Below are 19,007 nucleotides of genomic sequence, written 5' to 3'. Positions count from 1 at the left end.
CTGATCACTTCCAGGGGGCGCGCTGCGACTGAACTCGTGCGGTACCTCGACCGCCGGACCGCAGCGGCGGCGCCTCACACCTCGTAGGTGCCGGCGTCCAGTACGTACCGGCGTCCGGTGAGGGAGTCGTAGGGGAGCTCTCCGCCTCCGGCGCTCCGCTCCACAGGACCGCGATCCTCGAAGCCCAGCTTTTCCAGCACGCGCAGCGACGGCCGGTTCTCGGTGGTGACGTCCGCGCGAACCGAGGTGACGCCGGGAAGCGCGAAGAGGTACGCGAGCAGCAGTCGCACGGCGTCGGTGGCCAGGCCACGCCCCTGCGCGCCGGGGACGATCGTGTAGTAGATCTCCACCACCCCTTCCGTCTCCGTCACGGTGCCCCCGATCGAGCCCAGGTACGAGTCGTCCGCCGCGTCCGCGATGGTCAGGGACAGAACCTCGTGATCGGAACCGTAGGCGGAGATCACGTAGTCGAGCATGGTCTGTGCGCCCTGCGTTGTCTTCTGCTCTGCCGTGAAGGCCATGTAGCGGGTGGCCTCGGGGTCGGTGAGAAAGGCCGCGAACGCCTCCCCGTCCGCGGAGCGGTGCCGGCGCAGGATGAAGCCCCCGCCGGGCAGCAGTTCGGGACAGGGCAGCGGCATGGTGACTCCGGGAAGGGAACGCGCGGGTGAAACGGCCTCAACGACTCCGCATGGTACGCGCCGCGCCCTGCCACCCCCGGCAGTGCGCCCTGCCGGCCCCCAGATCATTCGACCCTCCACCGAGGAACATCCCGGCCGGAGGAGCATCCCGGACCGGCCACCACGACAACGGCGGGTGACATGGTGATGCGGATGAGGGCACACCTCAGTTCCCGCAACGCGACCAACGCGGCGCCGAGTCATTGGTCATCAGCGGCTGGTTCCGCGTCGCAGGGCTCGAATTCGATGTAGTCGAGGCGGTCCTCGTCGCGGCAGCCGAACGGGGGCAGGCCCTCGGTCGCGAACCGGCCGCGCAGCCACTCCAGCAGGGTTTCGGTGAGGTCGGGGTTCAGCGGTGCGCCTTGGTCGGCATGGCGCGGTACAACGATCAATGGCCAGTCGTCCGGCGTGGCGCCTTCGGTCAGCCAGCCCAGTCGGTCGCCGTCGATGGAGTCGGCGAAGGGCAGGAATCCCCCGGGCTCGGGATAGACAGCCAGGGGATGGTACTCGGGGAACTTGGCTCGCTGCCCCTGATAGGTCTCCGCGTGCCACTCGGCCCACGGTGCGAGCGCGTACTCGTCCTCACCGAAGGGGATGTTGAAGCGCAGCCAGCCGCACCAGGAGCCGGCCCCGTACCGCTCCATCAGTTGTATGTACTCGCCGGGCAGACGTGTACCGAGCCGTTCGTACAGCCAGGCCCAGTCGTGCTCACCGAGCACGGGTGTCTCCGGCGGCGGGACGAGTGCGATCAAAGTCTCCAGCCCGCTGCCTGTGGTGAGCGCCGCCCGCCGCCGAGCGGTTGGCTCCGGTCGCCGAGGCGGCGGTGTCCACGGGGCTTGCTCCAGGCCGCTTTGTATGCCGCTTCGGGCGGCCACGGGGCGCATGCCGTCGGCCACGAGACGGGCCAGAGTCGGCACGAGCGGGGTCGCGAAGCGCCGCCAGGGATCGCGGCCCGCGTTCGCGTCATCCTGACAGTGCATGACGACCGGCCACTGGTCGGGGTCGTCGGATGCCGTGGTGTCCCAGTAGAGGGTATCGGCGGTGCGGGTGGCGCCGAAGGGAAGGACGCCGGGGGCGTCACGCCGAGTCTGCTGGACCCAGGCCCCGTAGTCGAACGAACCGCGGTTGACACACGGCATGTGGAGCCAGAGCCAGGCGCCGAGGTCGAGTGGGCCGTACGCGGCGGTGACGGCCTTGTAGTCGGCGGGCAGGCTCGTCCCCAACCAGGACTCGACTGCCGCCCAGTCGACAGGTACGGCGTAGTCGCGCGGCGGATCGCCGAAGATCTCGGCGAAGGCGTCGACGTGCGGATCTGAAGCATTCACGGGGCTATGGACCTTTACCGGGAGCGAACGGGTGTTGACCGGGAGGGCGGGGAAGCACCTGACCTACCCCAACCTGCGGCGCGAACAGGGAGGTTGGGCCGACAACGTGGTGAGGGCCCTGTGAGAACCACTACTTCACGGGTTGGACGCGGAGAGACAGGCCACCAAGAGAAGGTCAGGAGTAGGGCGTGAAATCGGGAGCTTCCTCGGTCGCTCCGAACCCCGCGAACCCCTCAAAAGACCTGTCTGCCAGCAGACGGTACACGAATTCACTCATCGACATGGCAAAGTGCTGAGAGTGCTGTGCATCATCTCGCGCCAGCACAGGCCAGGACTCTGGCGGCATGGAACTGTCGGCCAGCCACGCGAACTCATCACCTTGAACGCTCGTGCCCCACTGAAGAAGCCCGCCCTGACTGTTCGGCCGGAAAAGCCCGTACGGGGCATAATAGTAGCGACCCGCTTCATCCTCTTCGGCGATCTGCCAGTTGCCCTCATACACGTCGGCCAGCCTCGAGTCTTCACCCCCCACCGAGTCATATACGGTGAGGTAGTCGGAGAAATAGCCACTGCCGAATATCTCGCAAAATTCCTTGTAGTCGGCGGGCAGAGCGGTTCCCATACGAGCCTCGATCGCCGACCAGTCGACAGATAGGCCAAGCGGACGCCTACCGACAGCCATCACGAGCCGATCAGCCCAGGACATCAGTTCCTCCCACCGGGCACGTTGCGAACACGCACACTATAGGCACCACCGACACTACCAACCCATTTCAGATCCAAGCTCCTTGTACAGGCGCTCTCCGTGGGCATCGGTGATGTCGACGACCAGGCCGGTCCACTCCTCGGCGGGCTGTTCGGGGACGAGTCCCAGTTCGTACGTGGCGTCCTGGAGGAGGGATTCGGTGATGCGTATGCCGGTGAGTCTCTCTGCCAAAGCGAGGACCGCCGCCTTGCCGTCGACGGCCGGGGCGTTCTCGTCGTGCTCTCCCTCGGGAGTCAGCGGGAAGCCGACTTCCCGCAGCAGGGGAACCAGTTCGTCGGGGCTGCTGCCATCGCGCGCCGATGGGCCCTCGAACATCGTACGGAGCTCACCATCCTCAAACCAGTGGAAGAGGTGGATGGGCTTGCCTCCGTTGCTCGAGTGCGCCACGACCCGGCCGCCCTCCGACAGCGTCTCCGCACACGGCATCCCAAGGCCACCGTCAAAGCCGAGGACGACTGTCCAGTCGCCCTTCTCTCCTGGGACCTTGAAGGCGCCCGCGACGTAGGACTCGTCCCAGTCGTCGTAATCCACCTCGGCACGGTGAGCGTCATCCGCCTCGATCAGCCCGGCCGTCCCCTCCCCGGTGCCGCGCGGTTCCGCCTCCATCGCACGCAGCACCACCTGCGGACCCCGCCCCCGAATCAGTGTCAAGGTGTATCCGCTCTCCATCATGTGGCGGAAGAGCAGCGAGGTGCGGATCCAGGCGTAGTCGTGTGCGGTCACCGAGTTCATACGGCTCAGTGTGCCTGACGCCTCTGACAGTGCCCGATACGCCGGTTCTCACAGCTGGAGCCGGGATTCCGGCTGCGCCCGGTCCGTATCAGCAACGTCCGCATCGTCCGCGATGTCCGCGACGAGCGCCACGGCGTCAGCGCCGCCGACGTCGCCTTGACCAACCCGGTCTTGCGGACGGTCTCCAGCAGTGGCGCCCCACCGACCCGCGAGACCTGCTCACACCCCCATCGCACTGGACGCAGAAGGGCGGATACGACCCGATGCGCCTGTTCACCCGGAGAGGGCTTCTCCTCACAGCTGACGGCACCCTCGACACGTCCCGTCGCTGCAGGTCAGAAGCACGCTCCAGCCATCTGATGAAGACCCGGACAGGCGCTCGCAAGGGCGCGAGGTCAGCCGTTCTCCCGGCCGGGCAGGGGTGCGCCCGCCAGGAAGGCGCTATAGGTCTCGACGGCGTCCGGCTCGATCTCGGGGTTGGAGGGGCCGTAGTGGCTGTCGGTGCGGTCCCGCTTCGGCCCGGAGACCCAGAACTCCTCGTTGGTCTGCACATCGTGGAAGTTCGCATCGAACATCTTCCCTGACCGGCGCAGTGTCCTTCCGCGAAAGTACGCGGTACTCCAGGTCTTCGAGAAGTCCACCCACCCGATCCACGAGGGTCCGCGGTCGGTGTCGTAACCGGTCTTCAACTGCACGAACATGAGACGTTGAGGCATGTGCTCAGGGTCCTGCACAGAACGCACCCGTGACCAGCCGTTTTGCGTCTGCACGCTGGAGCGGAGCTTGACGTTGCCGCCCTTGGGCCAGGGCTGCCGGCCCTGGTTCGTGACGGGAAGGAACCGTTCCGGCCACACCGGATGATCCCGAATCAGTTCTGCCGCACCGTCTCGCCCGCAGGCCGCGCCTCGCCGATGCGTCCGTCATCCGCCGGTACCCGCGGGCCGAAGCCGCGCAGTCGTCGCTCGAGGGGATGCTCCACCCAGCGATAGGCGCACGCGGACAGGGCCAGGCTCACCGCGACGACCACCAGCCACACCATGGCGGTGTCGGACAGCCCCGTGGGCCGGCCGTGGTTCGCCACCCACACCCGGATGACGATTTCGTGGATCAGGTACCAGGCGAACGACCAGTGCCCGAGGTGTATGGCCCACTTTCCGCCGAGTCCCGTCTTCCGGCCGTTCAGGTCCGCGTGCGCGGCCGCGGCCACGAGGAGCGCGAAGAGCGGCGTGGAGAGCAGGTGCGAGGCGTGGTACGGGCCGTACCAGAGAGCGTCGGACACGGCCTCCGACCAGGGAATCAACACGAGGTGCCAGCCGATCGCCAACGATATGGCAGACCACAGACCGATGGGCGGCCGCCAGCCCCGGGCCACCGCGAGTCCGGCCACCACGCCGAGCAGGAACTGCAGAGTCCGGGTCAGCGGCAGATAGTCGAGCGCCCAGACGCGCGGCACCCCGTCGGCGATCAGGGCACCGCTCAGCCACACCAGGACGACGCCGGCACAGACCATCACCCAGATCCGGCGCCGCCCACGGCGTGAACGCACGGCCGGCAGGGCCATCAGCACGGGAAAGATCAGATAGAACCACGCCTCGTCGCTGAGCGACCATGCGGCGGGATTGCCGCCCTGCAGCATGACCCGGTCGGGTATCCAGGCGTTGACCAACAGCAGCGTCGCGGCCACGGCCTTCGCCGACACGGTCTTGCCGAGGGCGAGCCACACCCCTACGGACAGCACCGTCGTGGTGGCGAGGAGCGGCCAGATACGGGCGAAGCGTCTCCACAGAAAGACCTTCGCGGGCACCTGCCTGCCGTCGTACGTCCATGCCAGGACGAATCCGGACAGCACAAAGAAGAAGGTCACTCCGCTGCGGCCGTACCAGGCCAGCTCACTGGCCCCGGGTAGCTGACCGACCTGCCGCGAGAGGTGGTACGCGACCACCAGGAGCGCCGCCCAGAAGCGCAGTCCTGTGAGGGACGGGAGGCCGTCCCTGCCGGACGGGACGGCGGAGGCTCGGGGGCTGGGGACCTTGTGTGGCATGGGGCGATTATCGGGGGCGCGCGACGAGCCCTGGACGGGGGCCCGGCACCGCACCGCCGGGCGCGTATGCGGATGGTCACGCCTCCCCGTCCGGCTCCGGCCGCAGCGGGATCGCGTGGGCGCGGATCCCTGGCCGCTCGGCGCCGGGTTGCTCGCCCTCGAAGACGTGCCCGCGGTGCGAGCCGCAGCGCGCGCACCGCACATGCCGCAGGGCCGGCAAGGGCGAGCCGGAGGGATCAGCTCTCGTCCGGCTCCAGCCGCAGCGAGATCGAGTTGATGCAGTACCGCTGGTCGGTCGGCGTCGGATAGCCCTCGCCCTCGAAGACGTGCCCGAGGTGCGAGCCGCAGCGCGCGCAGCGCACCTCGGTGCGGACCATGCCGTACGACCGGTCCTCCAGCAGTTCCACCGCGTCGGAGTCCTTCGGGTCGTAGAAGGACGGCCAGCCGCAGTGCGACGCGAACTTCTCCCCGGAGGTAAAGAGCTCCGCGCCGCACGCCCGGCAGGAGTAGACACCCTTGGTCTTGGTGTCCGTGTACTCACCGGTGAAGGCGGGCTCGGTGCCGGCCTGCCGGAGCACGGCGTACTCCGCGGGGCTCAGCTCCGCGCGCCACTGCTCGTCCGGCTTCTCGACGTCGTAGGCCATGATCGGTCTCCCTCACCGCTAGGGCCCCGGAGGGCCTCAGTCCGACAGGCGGGCCAGGATCCTCGGACCGAGGTCCGTCACATCGCCGGCCCCCATGGTGAGAACCAGATCGCCCGGCACGGCCATTCCCGCGATCACGTCCGGGACGCTCCCCTGGTCGTGGACGGGGGTCACCCGGGCGCCCGCCGCCTCGGCGGCGTCGGTGATCAGCGCGCTGGTGACGCCGGGGATCGGGTCCTCCCGGGCCGGGTAGATGTCCAGGACCACGGAGGCGTCCGCGAGCGCCAGCGCACGGCCCATCTCGGTGCCGAGCTCCTGGGTGCGGGAGAACAGGTGCGGCTGGAAGACGACCAGCAGCCGCCGGTCGCCCGCCGCGGCGCGCATGGCCTCGAGGTCGGCGGTCATCTCGGTGGGGTGGTGCGCGTACGAGTCGATGACCTGGACGCCGCCCGCCTCGCCCTTGAGCTGGAGGCGGCGGCCGACGCCGGTGTAGGCGGTGAGGGCGTGGGCCAGCCCGGCCGGGTCCAGGCCCGTGCGGACGCCCGCGGCGAGGGCGGCGGCCGCGTTGTGCGCGTAGTGGCGTCCGGGCACGGAGACGGTGAAGGTGATGTCTCCGGCGTCCGGGAGCGCGACCGTGACCTCGCTGGTCATGCCGTGGGGGGTGATCGAGCGGATCCGGACGTCGGCGCCCTCGTCCTCCCCGACGGTGACGACGGTGAGGTCCGCGCGTCCGGAGACCCTGGCGGCCAGTTCGCGGGCTCCGGTGTGCTCGCCGACGACCAGCGTCCCGCCCGCCGGGATCTTGGCGACGAACGCCTCGAAGGACTCGTGGATCTCGTCCATGGAGGCGTAGTTGGCGTGGTGGTCGAGCTCGACGTTGAGGACGATCGCGACGTCCGGGTCGTACTTCTGGAAGCTGCGGTCGCTCTCGTCGGCCTCGGCGACGAACAGGTCGCCGTCGCCGTGCCGGGCGTTGGTGCCGGGCCCGGCGAGGTCCCCGCCGATGGCGTACGAGGGGTCGAGCCCCAGCTCGGTCAGGGCCACGGCGAGCATCGAGGTGGTGGTGGTCTTGCCGTGGGTGCCGGCCACCGCGATGGTGCGCGCGGTGCGCATCAGCGCGGCGAGCGCGTCGGAGCGGTGGACGACCGGTACGCCGAGCTCGGCGGCGCGGGCCAGCTCGGGGTTGTCGGCGCGGATGGCGCTGGAGACGACGACGCAGGAGGCGTCGTCCGCGAGGTGCTCGGCGGCGTGCCCGACGTGCACGGTCGCGCCGAGGGCCCGCAGCGCGTCGGCCGTCGCGGACTCCTTGGCGTCACTGCCCGCGACCTTGGCGCCCCGCTGGGCGAGGATCTTGGCGATCCCGGACATTCCGGCGCCGCCGATGCCGATGAAGTGCGGCCGTTCCATGGCGTGGGGGATGCCGGATGCCATGCGTGTGTCTCCCAGGGTGCGACGTCGTACGAGGGGCCCAGCCTATTCGCTGTGCGCGAAGAGCTTCAGCACCGGTACACCGACCTTGTGCCGGGCGCGGGAGGCCCAGTCGCGGTGGAAGAACTCCTCCACGTAGTGGGGCGCGGTCAGCACGATCACCTCGTCGGCGCCGGACTCGTCGACGACGGTCTTCATCTTGTCGATCGGGTGGCTCTCGACGACCTGGCCGACGGCCTCGGCCCCGGCGGCGCGGAGGGCGTTCAGGGAGTGCACCAGGCCGAGTTCCGCGGGCTGCCGGGCCTCCGCCCCCTCCGGCTCCTCGCCCTCGCGGACGGCCTCCTTGAGCTCGCCCATGGCGACGTCGTCGATGGCCCGCAGCAGCAGATCGGCCTGGTCGCCGCGCGGCTGCATGAGCACGATGAACGACACGGGCTCGTCCCCGTGCAGCGTCGTGACGAACTCCACGTCGGTCGCCGTGAGGGGCCTCTCGATCATCAGTACGCTTGTGAACACGTCAGGTGCCCTTCTGCCGGAACCGTCCTTCCCCGTCTGCGCACGGGGCCTGCGAGTAGTGTGCCCCGCCGGAACAAACCGGTGCATACCCTGCCGCCCATGTCAGGTCCGACGGTATCGGGTGAAGAGGAACCCGGCCTCCTCCAGCAGGGACACCAGGGCGAAACGCTCCGGCACGGCCCGGCCGGACCCGTACGCGATCCGCTGCGCGGTGCCGGAGGTGAGCGTCGGCGACACCGTCAGGCACAGCTCGTCCAGCACCCCGGACGCGACGAACTGGCCCAGGAGCCTCGGCCCTCCCTCCGTCAGCAGCCGCCGCAGGCCGCGCCCGGCCAGCGCCTCGACGGCCCGCGCCGGGTCGACGCCCATCCCCTCACCCGCGACGAGGACCTCCGCCCCGGCCTTCTCGGCGGCGGCGACCCGCTCCGGCGAGGCGGCGGCACCGGTCAGGACCAGCGTCGGCACCAAAGGCGAAGTGAAGAGGGGCAGCGAGAAGTCCAGATCGAGGCTCGCACTGACCACGGCGACGGCGGGAGCGGGGCCCTGTCCGGCGGCCGCACGGCGCCCGGCGAAGGCGTCCCGGGCGCGCGCCGGGCGGTAGCCCTCCTGCCGGACCGTCTCGGCGCCGACGACCACGGCGTCGGCCAGTGCCCGCAGGGTGCCGAAGATCCGCATGTCCGCGTCGGACGACAGCGGCTGCGACGTCCCGTCGTGCTGGGCGGCGCCGTCGAGGGACGAGACCATGTTGGCCCGCAGCCAGGGGCCGTCCGTGGCCGGGTAGGCGTAGGCGTCGGCCAGTTCGTCCAGCCCCCACGCGCGGTCGGTCACGGCACGGGCACCGTCGGGGTCGTTCGGGTCGGGCAGGGGGAACAGGCGTCGCATGCCGAGCAGTCTGGCACGGCCCGCGGGCGCGTGTAGCGGGCCGTGCGCGGTCCCGGCTCCTCGCCGCCCACCGGGCGGGGCGCGGGCCCGCACGCAGGCGTACCGGGGCCGGGGCGTCCATCCGGCGGCCCCCCGACGGCCGCGGCCGGCCGTCCTCGCGGCGGGACCGCGCGGTCACGCCGCGCGCCCGGCCGATCACACACGGCCGGCCCCCGCCCCCGCACCGCGGGCCGTCCCCGCGGCCGGAGGCGCCCGACGTGCCGGCCGGCCGTCCACCCGGACTCAGTGGCCGTCCACCCGGACTCAGTACAGTGGGTGGTTGTGTCGACCACCCCCATGACCGAAGCCGTCCCGCTCTCGCTGTGCGCACGCGAGCCCCGCGTCCCCGCCGACCGTCTGGTCGCGGAGATGGTTCCGCCGCCGCGCTTCGACTCGGTGCGCTTCGAGACGTACGTCCCGGATCCGAACCAGCCCAGCCAGGCCGAGGCGGTCACCGTGCTGGGCTCGTTCGCCGCGGGGCTGGGCGGCGCGCACGCCACCGGCAGCGGCAGGCGCCGCTGGTTCTCGCGGAAGCCCGCCGCGCCCACCGCGCCGCGCGGGGTCTATCTGGACGGCGGCTACGGCGTCGGAAAGACCCATCTCCTGGCCTCCCTCTGGCACGCCACGCCCGCCGAGCCGGCCCTCAAGGCCTTCGGTACCTTCGTCGAGCTGACGAACCTGGTCGGCGCGCTCGGCTTCCAGCAGACCGTGACGACCCTGAGCGGCCACCGGCTCCTGTGCATCGACGAGTTCGAGCTGGACGACCCGGGCGACACCGTGCTCGTGTCGACCCTGCTCGGCAAGCTCGTCGAGGCGGGCGTCGCTCTCGCGGCGACCTCCAACACCCTGCCCGGCAAGCTCGGCGAGGGCCGCTTCGCCGCCGCCGACTTCCTCCGCGAGATCCAGGGCCTGTCCGCACACTTCCGGCCGCTGCGGATCGACGGCGAGGACTACCGCCACCGCGGCCTGCCCGAAGCGCCCGCGCCGTTCTCCGACGAGCAGGTCACCCGGGCCGCGCACGCCACCGAGGGCGCCTCGCTGGACGCCTTCCCCGAGCTGCTGGAGCATCTCGCACGGGTGCACCCCAGCCGCTACGGCGCGCTGACGGACGGGTTGCGCGCGGTCTGCCTCACCGACGTGCGGCCGGTGCCGGACCAGTCGACGGCACTGCGGCTCGTCGTACTGGCCGACCGGCTCTACGACCGGGAGGTGCCGGTGCTGGCCTCCGGTCTCCCCTTCGACCGGCTGTTCGGTGAGGAGATGCTGAAGGGCGGCTACCGGAAGAAGTACTACCGGGCGATCTCCCGGCTGACGGCACTGGCACGGGACGCCAAGGGACTCGTCGCCCCGTAGCCTCCAGTAGGTTGGGCCCGGTTGGAACCGATTCGTTGAGTGCTTTGAGAAAGGGATCCATCATGGCCACCACGCGCCAGGCCCACACCGTCTGGGACGGCGACCTGCTCTCCGGCTCCGGCGTCGTCACGTTCGACTCGTCCGGCATCGGCGACTTCCCCGTCTCCTGGCCGTCGCGCGCCGAGCAGGCGAACGGCAAGACCAGCCCCGAGGAGCTGATCGCCGGCGCCCACTCCAGCTGCTTCTCCATGGCCCTCTCGCACGGCCTCGCGGGTGCCGGTACGCCGCCCACCCGCCTGGAGACCAAGGCCGACGTCACCTTCCAGCCGGGCGAGGGCATCACCGGCATCCACCTGACCGTCGAGGGCCGGGTTCCCGGTCTCGACCAGGAGGGCTTCCAGGCCGCCGCCGAGGAGGCCAAGAAGAACTGCCCGGTGAGCCAGGCCCTCTCGGGGACGGAGATCACCCTGACGGCGAAGCTCGCGTAGCAGGCCTCGCCGCGCTCACGCGACGCCTCACGCCGCGCGGGCGACAGCGCGCCCATGGCTGCGCACGTGACAGCTCGCGTCCCATGGCTGCGCACGTGACAGCGCGCATCCCATGGCTGCGCACGCGGCAGCTCGCGTCCCACGGTTGCGCACGCGACAGCTCGCGTCCCACGGGGCACCGTGACCCGCATGCTTCACGCGTGGCCACACGCCTGGTACACACATGCGGGTCACGTCTCTGTCCGCCAGCAGGGAGTCGCCTCATGACCGCAGAACGCAAGCAGGAAGCAGCGGGGACCGCCGGGAGCGGGGGCGCCGAAGCGCCGGACCGCTCCGGCGCCCCCTCCGCGACACGGCGCCAGGTCCTCGCCGGTACGGGTGCCGCGGTCGCCGGCATCGCCTTCACCGGCGCCTTCTCCGAGTTGTTCGCGGGGACCGCCGCCGCCCGGGGCCACCGCGGATACGGCCCCCTCGTCCCCGACCCGCGGGGCCTGCTCGACCTGCCGAAAGGTTTCCGCTACCGGGTGCTCTCCCGCGAGGGCGAGCCGCTGCGTTCCGGCGAGGGCCCGGTACCCGGCCGCCACGACGGCATGACCGCCCTGCCCGGACGCCGCGGCAGGATCCATCTCGTACGCAACCACGAGAACCGGCACAGTGCCGGCCTCGGCGTTCCCGCCGTCGACGGCCTCACCTACGACCCGGCGGCGAAGGGCGGCTGCACGGCGCTCACCCTCGACGGGCGCAACAACGTCCTGGACGAGCGCGTCGCCATCGCGGGCACCGCCGTCAACTGCGCGGGCGGGCCCACGCCCTGGGGTACCTGGCTCACCTGCGAGGAGACCGAGGACAAGGCCGGCACCAACGGCTACACCAAGGACCACGGATTCGTCTTCGAGGTGGACGGCGCCGATCCCCGCCGGACCGGCGCCGTGCCGCTGACCGCGCTGGGCCGCTTCCAGCACGAGGCCGTCGCCGTCGATCCGCGCCGCGGGATCGTCTACGAGACGGAGGACGCCTTCGACAGGCCGTTCGGGCTGTTCTACCGCTTCCTGCCGGAGAAGCCGCTCGGCGGCACCGGCTCCCTGCGGGCAGGCGGACGACTGGAGGCGATGCGGGTCCCGGGGGTGCCGGACCTGTCCGCGATCCAGGAGACCGGGGCACGCTTCGACGGCGTCGAGTGGGTTCCCGTACCCGATCCGCAGGCCCGTCAGACCCCCGTGCGTCTCCAGGACTTCGGCCCGAAGGGCATCACCCACGCCCAGAAGCTGGAGGGCTGCTACTGGGGCGGCTCGTCCGTCTACTTCGTGTGCAGTTTCGCCCGCAGCACCGACGGATCGGCTGCCGACCACTTCGGTCAGGTGTGGCGGTACGAACCGGAGCGGCGCCGGCTGACCCTGGTCGTGGTCTTCGGGCCGGCGACCGACGTGCGGCTGCCCGGCGAGTCCCCGGACAACATCTGCCTCGCCCCGGGCGGCGGGCTGATGGTGTGCGAGGACGGGAACGGCGCCCAGCACGTGTACGGGCTGACCAAGCGGGGCGAGGTGTACCCGATGGCGCGCAACCGCCAGAACCTCGGCACCCCGGAGGAGCCCGAGTGGGGCGAGTTCGCAGGGGTCACCTTCTCACCGGACGGCGGGACGATGTACGTCAACTGCTACACGCCCGGTACGACGTTCGCGGTGACCGGCCCCTGGCACTGAGCAGTGGGGTTCGCCGCGCCGTGCCTCCGGGGGCCGCCGCGCCACAGGATCCCGGGTCCGCCGCGCCGACGGGCGGGGCCTCCCTCGCCTCGATGCCGCTTCGGGTGGAGGATCGGAGGGTCCATCACCGGACAGTCCACGGCCGGAGAGTCCATCGCCGGAGACCGCCGGAAGAGAGGCCGAGGTGACCAGCATGACCAGGAAGAGCGGCCGCACCGGGGGGCCTCCGGTGTCCGGCGCCCAAGCCTCCGGTGCCCCGGGCTCCCACGGCCCGGCTTCCGGCGGCTTTCCCCACCGGTTCCCCGGCCGGCTCGGTGACGTGCTGCGTGTCCCGGCGGGCGGGCGCGTCGACCTCGCCTCGTACGACCCCGGGGCGATCCCCGCCGGCCCCCGGAGCAAGGCGGCGGGCCTGGAGGCGGCCGCGGCGGCGGGCGAGCGCCTGGCCGGGCTGCAGGAGCGGCTGTACGCGGCGGCGACGGCGGGCGACCGGCGCCGGCTGCTGCTGATCCTCCAGGGCATGGACACCAGTGGCAAGGGCGGCACCGTCAAGCACGTCATCGGCCACTTCAATCCGGCGGGCTGCCGGATCAAGGCGTTCAAGGCCCCCACCGAGGAGGAGCGGGACCACCACTTCCTCTGGCGCGTCGCCCGGGAGCTGCCGCGCTCCGGCGACATCGGGATCTTCGACCGCTCGCACTACGAGGACGTCCTGATCGCCCGGGTCCGCGGCGTGGTGCCGCGGGAGCGGATCCAACGCCGCTACGAAGAGATCAACGCCTTCGAGCGGGCCCTCGCGGAGGACGGCGTCGCCATCGTCAAGGTGTTCCTCCACATCTCCCGCGACGAGCAGCGGCGCCGGCTGCTGGCCCGCATCGACAACCCCGACAAGCACTGGAAGTTCGACCGGGGGGACATCGAGGAGCGGGCCCTGTGGCCCGACTACCAGGAGGCGTACGAACGCGCCCTGGAGCACTGCTCATCCCCCGAGGCACCCTGGTACGTCGTGCCCGCCGACCGCAAGTGGTACCGCAACTGGGCGGTCAGCAGGCTGCTGCTGGAACACCTCGAGGAACTCGACCCGCAGTACCCGAAGGGCGAGTTCGACATCGCCGCGAGCAGGAGGCTGCTGCTGGAGGGCGGCTGAGGCCGGACTGCGGGCGGGCAGCCGTGCGGCCCCGGGCATCCGCCGATGCCCGGGGCCGCGCCGCCGCCTCTCCTCCTCCCTCGCTCTCCCTCGCTCTCCCTTCCGGTCGGGGTTCCGGTCGGGCCCCGGTCGGGCTCCGGTCGAGTTCCGGCCGGGCTCCGCTCGGGGGCCGTGCCCGCCACCACGCCCGGACGGGGCGGTGCTCCTCCGGACGGGCCGGCCGTGCGGTCCGTGAGCGGCCGGGGCGTCAGGGCCGCCCCCGTACGGTCCGCGAGCGACGGGCCGGCGGCGGGGCCGGTCCGGCCGGGTCAGCCGATGCGTGCGCCGACCGCCTCGAGAGCGGTCGTCACCGGCTGGAAGAAGGTCTCACCGCCCGAGGTGCAGTCACCGCTGCCGCCGGAGGTGAGGCCGATGGCGTTGCCGTCCCTGGTGAACAGGGCACCGCCGCTGTCGCCCGGTTCGGCGCAGACGTTGGTCTGGATCAGACCGCTGACGGTGCCCTCGGGGTAGTTCACGGTGGCGTTCAGGCCGGTCACCTGACCGCCGTTGAGGCCGGTGGTGCTGCCCATGCGGAAGACCTCCTGGCCGACGGCCGCGTCGGCCGCCTGACCGATCTCCAGGACCCGCCCGTCGCCCAGGTCGACGGCGCTCGGTGCGTCGGTGTTCGGGTCGTCGTACGTCACGAGTGCGAAGTCGCCCTCACCGGGGAAGACGGACTCCTGGGCGGTGGCGACCGGCTGGCCGCCCTGCTGCTCGGACCACTGTTCGGAGGCGGCGGTGCAGTGGCCTGCCGTGAGGAAGCCGGGCTGCCCGTCCTGGGTCGTGACGTTGAAGCCGAGCGAGCAGCGCGCGCCACCGCTGCTGAAGATGGCGTCCCCGCCCTCCAGCAGGGGCTTGAACTCGCCCTTCGACTTCTGTATCCGGGCGACTCCCTCCCCGAGCGACTCGACGGCCGACTCGACGGTGTTCCACCGTTCGCCGGTGACGGTGCGGTCGGCGGTCACCAGGATCTGGTTGTTCCTGGGGTCGATGGCCCAGGCCGTCCCCGGGACCGCGGCCTTGCCGGAGAGCGTGCGGGTGGCGGACTTCAGCGTGGAGAAGCTGTTCTGCACGCTGCGGGCCACCGCACCGGCCCGCTTGATCTCGATGTCCACATCGTTGTCATCGCCGACGATGTTCACGATGAGCTGCTGCTTGGACGCGTCGTAGTACGCGCCGCCGTAGGAGTCGCCGAGCTGCTTGCCCAGCTGCTGGAGGAGCTCCGCGGCGGATGCGGCACTCATCTTTCTGGGAGCGGTTCGCTCGTCCTCGGACCCGGACTGCGAAGCGTTGGCATTCGGCAGCAGTACGGCGGCTGCGGCGATGCCCACCGCTCCGGCTCCGGCGAGAATCGCCTTCCGCTTGGGTATACGCCTGTGACTCAACTCTTCGCCTCCTGCGGGGGTACGGACTCCGGTCGCCGAAGTGGACCGGGAGGGGGGACGCGTCCGGCCCTTCATACGGACGCCGTCCCCGGATCCGTTCATCGCCCGCGCAAAGAATCTTTCTTGACGCATCGTCAGCCTGCGGCTGCCGCGTGCCCCGGAGGGCGGCGGAGCGCGGCGGGAATTGGGAGGTGAGCAGCGTCTCCGCCCCATACGGCGGTCCCGCCGGGCCCGGCGGGACCCGGCGGGGCCCGCCCGGAGCGCGTCCCCGTGCCGCTCGCGCGCTGCCCCCGTCCAGGCGGGCCGGGCCGGTGTCCGTTTCGCGCCGGCTGGCAGAATACGCGAGTGAACAGCACCGACAGCACCGACAGCTCCAGCAGCACCGACAGCACGCACGGCACCCACGGCACCGACAGCCCCTTCCACCGTGCGGCGGCGGCGCCGCGCGACGAGGCTCCGCAGTTCGTCCTGCCGCTCGTGGTCCGGATCGAGCGGAACGCGCCGCCGTCCCGTACCGACGCGCTGGAGACCGCCGCCCGCGCGGTCGTGCTGATGCTCTCCGACGAGCGCTCGTCCGGGGACGGCGAATGGGCCGCGCGGGTACGGGACTGGCAGGACGGCCGGATCCGCAAGGTGGTGCGCAGGGCGCGCGGCGCCGAGTGGCGCAAGGCGTCGGAGCTGCCCGGCATCACGGCGACCGGGGGCGGCGCCGAGGTGCGGGTGTTCCCGCCGGTGCCGCTGGACGGCTGGCCCAGGGAGCTGTCGAAGCTCCAGGTGTCGGGGACGGAACTCGATGACGCCGAGCAGCCGGCCGGCGACGTCGGACCCGACCGGGCCCTGATCTGGCTCAACCCCGAGCTGCACATGTCGACGGGCAAGGAGATGGCCCAGGTCGGGCACGGGGCACAGCTGCTGTGGTGGGACATGGACGAGACCGAGCGCGCGGCGTGGCGTGACGCCGGGTTCCCGCTCGCGGTGCGGACCGTCGCCCCCGGCCGCTGGGCCGAACTCGCCGCGAGCGGCCTGCCGACGGTCCGGGACGCCGGTTTCACGGAGGTCGCCCCGGGCTCCGTGACGGTCGTCGCCGACCATCCGGTGCGGTACTGAGGCCCTGACGAGCCGCGCGGACGTCCTCCCGGACGGCGACGAGACCCCCGGAACGGCGCACGAGGCTCCCCGCGAACGGGGCCGGGATCCCGCCGCGCGAGGGCCCCGAGGACCTTCCGTCCCGGGCTGAACGCAACCGCTCCCCCGTACGTACCTCCCGGTACTGCCAAGCAGTTCGAACCGCCGGTTCCGTAGCCGGGGTTCCGCGGTACGCACATCGGATCGGGAGGCACACTTGCTGCGTCGCGTCAACGGGACAGCTCTCATCATCGCGGCACTGGTCGCCACAGTGGGCGCGCTCGCTTTCCCCGTATGGTCCTACGCCGACCGGTCCGGGACTGGCCAGGCCAATCTCAACGCCTCGTCCGTGGGCACCCAGTGGGGGCCGCTGACGGCGACCGACCGCGACTTCCTGGTCAAGGTGCGGCTCGCCGGCCTGTGGGAGCTGCCCGCCGGGCAGCAGGCCATCGAGCGCGCCCCGACCCAGGCGATCAAGGACGCGGGCGACCACCTCATCGTCGGTCACACGGACCTCGACCAGCGGGCCCGCGACGTGGCCGCAAAGCTGGGCGTGGAGCTGCCGAACGTGCCCAACGAGCAGCAGCAGGGCTGGCTGAGAGAGCTGTCGGCGGCCAGCGGCCGCGAGTACGAGTACAAGTTCGCGAACCTGCTGCGCAACGCGCACGGCAAGGTCTTCGCCCTGATCGCCCAGGTCCGCCACACCACGCGCAACACTCTGATCCGTCAGCTCGCGTCCGACGCGAACCAGACCGTGCTGGATCACATCACCATGCTGGAGAACACCGGCATGGTGGACTTCGACGCGATCGCCAACGAGGCCGCGGGCGCTGCGACGGCCAGCCCCTCGGGCCCGCCGCCGCCGGACGGGAACCTGCCGCCGGCGCCGACCCCGGTCGTGCCGCCGGGTGAGATCGAGACCACCTCGCGTCCCTCGACCCAGCCGGGTCCGCCGACCGCGGTCAACACCAACCGGCCGGCTCCGGGGGCGAGCGGCTGACACGAGGTTCCGGGATCGGCGGTGCGGGAGCCCCGGTGCGGGATCCGCGGTGCGGGAGTCCCGGCGCGGGATCCGCGGAACGCCCGTCCGGTGCTCCCGGAACCTCAAATGAAGCTCTGAACGTCCCCTCCTCCGGATTGGGCAGGGCCCCACGGGGCCATGACCCCTGCACACGGAGGAGGGGGAACCCATGAAGCACCTCGACAGGCTCGGAACCGGTATCGGCTGGCGCCCGGAGATCGCCGCTGCAGTGGAGCGGCTCCCCGGTCTCGACTGGGTCGAGGTGGTCGCGGAGAACGTCTGCCCCGGCCATCTTCCCGAGTCGCTCGGGCGGCTGAGGGAGCGGGGCGTCACGGTCGTACCGCACGGTGTCTCACTGGGACTCGGCGGGGCGGAACGGCCGGACCCGCGCCGGCTGGCCGATCTGGCCGAACGCGCCGAGGCGCTGGGGGCGCCGCTCGTGACCGAGCACATCGCGTTCGTCCGCGCGGGCGGCGCGCTGACCGCCTCGCCCGCGCTGGAGGCCGGGCACCTGCTCCCCGTACCGCGTACCCGGGACGCGCTGGACGTCCTCTGCGAGAACGTCCGCATCGCCCAGGACAGCCTGCCGGTGCCACTCGCCCTGGAGAACATCGCCGCCCTGATCTCCTGGCCCGGCGAGGAGATGACGGAGGGCCGGTTCCTGGCGGAGCTCGTCGAGCGCACCGGGGTGCGGCTGCTGATCGACGTCGCCAATCTGCACACCAACCGCGTCAACCGGGGCGAGGACCCGCTCCGGGCGCTGGACGAGCTGCCCGTGGAGGCGATCGCGTACGTCCACGTCGCCGGCGGGGTGGAGCGCGACGGCGTCTGGCACGACACCCACGCCCACCCGGTGCCGAGGCCGGTCCTCGACGTCCTGGCCGAGCTGTGCTCGCGCACCGACCCGCCCGGGGTGCTGCTGGAACGGGACGACGACTTTCCCCCCGCGGAGGAGCTGGCAGCGGAACTGGACGCGATCCGCGCGGTCCTCGCCGCGTCCCCGCTGCGGACGCCGGGCAGGCGGGCACCGGGGGCCTCGGCGGGCCGCCCGGACCTCATCCGCGGGACGGCAGGGGAGAACGCGCCGCACGAAGCGCACGAGGCGCACGAACAGAAGGACCCGGATGCCCCGGGCGCAGCGGGTTCCCCGAGCGGAGCGGATGAACCGGATCCAGCAGATCGAGCGGGTGCTGCAGATCAAGCGGGTGCAGCGGATGCACGGGATGAGGGGAGCGCGGCGCACCAGCCGGCGTCCCCTGCCGCTGCGACGGCACCGGGCCGTGCTCCGGCTGTCACCGCGCGGGAGGGTCTCGGCCTCGCGCAGGCGGCTCTGCTGTCCGCGCTCGTCGCCGGGACGCCCGCGCCGGAGGGGTTCGACGCCCGCCGGCTGAGGGTGCAGACCCGGGCGCTCGCCGGCAAGCGGGCCGATGTCGTCGCCCGGGTGGCTCCCGAGCTGCCGCTGATCCTCGGCACCGGCTACCGGACCGCGTACCTCGACTACGCCATGTCCCGGCCGATGCGCGGCGGTTACCGCCGGGACGCGCTGGACTTCGCCGAGCATCTGCTGATCGCGGGGCGTCCGGAGGACCCGGTCGCCCGCCGGCGGCTCAGCCACTGGTGGCAGGACCGGGCGGCGCCCCGTCCGCCGCGCCGCGCCACCCGCTTCGTCCGGGCGGCCCGCGCCGCCCTCGTCAGGAGGTGA

Annotated in this window: 18 protein-coding genes; 7 read left to right on the top strand and 11 right to left on the bottom strand. The window is 71.7% G+C overall.

From position 1 onward, the window contains the following. Positions 1-74 precede the first annotated feature (74 nt). The 10 genes from DDW44_RS24575 to DDW44_RS24530 form a co-directional block, all read right to left on the bottom strand. Positions 75-638 (bottom strand): GNAT family N-acetyltransferase, encoded by a 564-nt coding sequence (locus DDW44_RS24575; protein ID WP_108907770.1) that lies wholly within the window; start codon positions 636-638, stop codon positions 75-77. Between the two features lie 239 nt (positions 639-877). Further along, positions 878-2,002, bottom strand: coding sequence for an SMI1/KNR4 family protein (locus tag DDW44_RS24570; protein WP_108907769.1), 1,125 nt, complete (start codon positions 2,000-2,002; stop codon positions 878-880). Positions 2,003-2,177: 175 nt separating this feature from the next. Beyond that, on the bottom strand, positions 2,178-2,708 hold the full coding sequence (locus tag DDW44_RS24565; protein ID WP_108907768.1) for an SMI1/KNR4 family protein: 531 nt from the start codon (positions 2,706-2,708) through the stop codon (positions 2,178-2,180). Between the two features lie 54 nt (positions 2,709-2,762). Continuing rightward, positions 2,763-3,500: a DUF6461 domain-containing protein gene (locus DDW44_RS24560; protein WP_108907767.1), complete on the bottom strand. Its 738-nt coding sequence runs from the start codon at positions 3,498-3,500 to the stop codon at positions 2,763-2,765. Positions 3,501-3,895: 395 nt separating this feature from the next. After that, positions 3,896-4,216, bottom strand: a complete 321-nt coding sequence (locus DDW44_RS24555) for a hypothetical protein (RefSeq protein WP_108908935.1) — start codon at positions 4,214-4,216, stop codon at positions 3,896-3,898. Between the two features lie 152 nt (positions 4,217-4,368). Then, positions 4,369-5,541 (bottom strand): acyltransferase family protein, encoded by a 1,173-nt coding sequence (locus DDW44_RS24550; protein WP_108907766.1) that lies wholly within the window; start codon positions 5,539-5,541, stop codon positions 4,369-4,371. 236 nt (positions 5,542-5,777) lie between these two features. Next, the gene (msrB, locus tag DDW44_RS24545; RefSeq protein ID WP_108907765.1) at positions 5,778-6,185 is read right to left on the bottom strand and encodes a peptide-methionine (R)-S-oxide reductase MsrB; all 408 of its coding nucleotides are present in this window, start codon (positions 6,183-6,185) and stop codon (positions 5,778-5,780) included. Between the two features lie 36 nt (positions 6,186-6,221). After that, entirely contained in the window at positions 6,222-7,616 is a 1,395-nt protein-coding gene (gene murC, locus DDW44_RS24540; protein ID WP_108907764.1) for a UDP-N-acetylmuramate--L-alanine ligase, read from the bottom strand. Positions 7,617-7,658: 42 nt separating this feature from the next. Next, positions 7,659-8,129: a hypothetical protein gene (locus tag DDW44_RS24535; protein ID WP_017944746.1), complete on the bottom strand. Its 471-nt coding sequence runs from the start codon at positions 8,127-8,129 to the stop codon at positions 7,659-7,661. A gap of 102 nt (positions 8,130-8,231) precedes the next feature. Further along, complete coding sequence (locus DDW44_RS24530) at positions 8,232-9,011, bottom strand: pyrimidine reductase family protein (protein ID WP_026164795.1); 780 nt, start codon at positions 9,009-9,011, stop codon at positions 8,232-8,234. A 336-nt stretch (positions 9,012-9,347) separates the two neighbouring features. Here DDW44_RS24530 and zapE point away from each other — a divergent pair, with 336 nt between their 5' ends. From zapE to DDW44_RS24510, 4 genes are all read left to right on the top strand, one after another. Beyond that, positions 9,348-10,403 carry a cell division protein ZapE gene (gene zapE, locus DDW44_RS24525; protein WP_018888550.1) on the top strand — a complete coding sequence of 352 codons (1,056 nt, stop codon included), beginning with the start codon at positions 9,348-9,350 and terminating at the stop codon, positions 10,401-10,403. Positions 10,404-10,465: 62 nt separating this feature from the next. Beyond that, positions 10,466-10,891, top strand: coding sequence for an OsmC family protein (locus tag DDW44_RS24520; RefSeq protein ID WP_018888549.1), 426 nt, complete (start codon positions 10,466-10,468; stop codon positions 10,889-10,891). A gap of 263 nt (positions 10,892-11,154) precedes the next feature. Beyond that, the gene (locus tag DDW44_RS24515; protein ID WP_108907763.1) at positions 11,155-12,591 is read left to right on the top strand and encodes an alkaline phosphatase PhoX; all 1,437 of its coding nucleotides are present in this window, start codon (positions 11,155-11,157) and stop codon (positions 12,589-12,591) included. Positions 12,592-12,784: 193 nt separating this feature from the next. Further along, positions 12,785-13,735, top strand: a complete 951-nt coding sequence (locus DDW44_RS24510) for a PPK2 family polyphosphate kinase (protein ID WP_425275659.1) — start codon at positions 12,785-12,787, stop codon at positions 13,733-13,735. Positions 13,736-14,043: 308 nt separating this feature from the next. On the opposite strand, the gene DDW44_RS24505 is transcribed toward DDW44_RS24510, so the two are convergent. Beyond that, positions 14,044-15,159 (bottom strand): S1 family peptidase, encoded by a 1,116-nt coding sequence (locus tag DDW44_RS24505; RefSeq protein ID WP_483027310.1) that lies wholly within the window; start codon positions 15,157-15,159, stop codon positions 14,044-14,046. A gap of 345 nt (positions 15,160-15,504) precedes the next feature. On the opposite strand from DDW44_RS24505, the gene DDW44_RS24500 reads away from it, so the two are divergent. The 3 genes from DDW44_RS24500 to DDW44_RS24490 all read left to right on the top strand — a co-directional run bounded on the left by DDW44_RS24500 (position 15,505) and on the right by DDW44_RS24490 (position 19,007). Then, positions 15,505-16,266 carry a peptidyl-tRNA hydrolase gene (locus tag DDW44_RS24500; protein WP_108907760.1) on the top strand — a complete coding sequence of 254 codons (762 nt, stop codon included), beginning with the start codon at positions 15,505-15,507 and terminating at the stop codon, positions 16,264-16,266. A 238-nt stretch (positions 16,267-16,504) separates the two neighbouring features. Next, positions 16,505-17,284 (top strand): DUF4142 domain-containing protein, encoded by a 780-nt coding sequence (locus DDW44_RS24495; RefSeq protein ID WP_170814087.1) that lies wholly within the window; start codon positions 16,505-16,507, stop codon positions 17,282-17,284. A 190-nt stretch (positions 17,285-17,474) separates the two neighbouring features. Next, positions 17,475-19,007, top strand: coding sequence for an MbnB/TglH/ChrH family RiPP precursor modification enzyme (locus DDW44_RS24490; RefSeq protein WP_108907759.1), 1,533 nt, complete (start codon positions 17,475-17,477; stop codon positions 19,005-19,007).

The sequence above is a fragment of the Streptomyces tirandamycinicus genome (assembly GCF_003097515.1).
In the GTDB taxonomy this organism is placed as follows: domain Bacteria; phylum Actinomycetota; class Actinomycetes; order Streptomycetales; family Streptomycetaceae; genus Streptomyces; species Streptomyces tirandamycinicus.
Note: the sequence above shows the minus strand (reverse complement) of the source record. Positions and strands in the feature narration are given on the sequence as shown.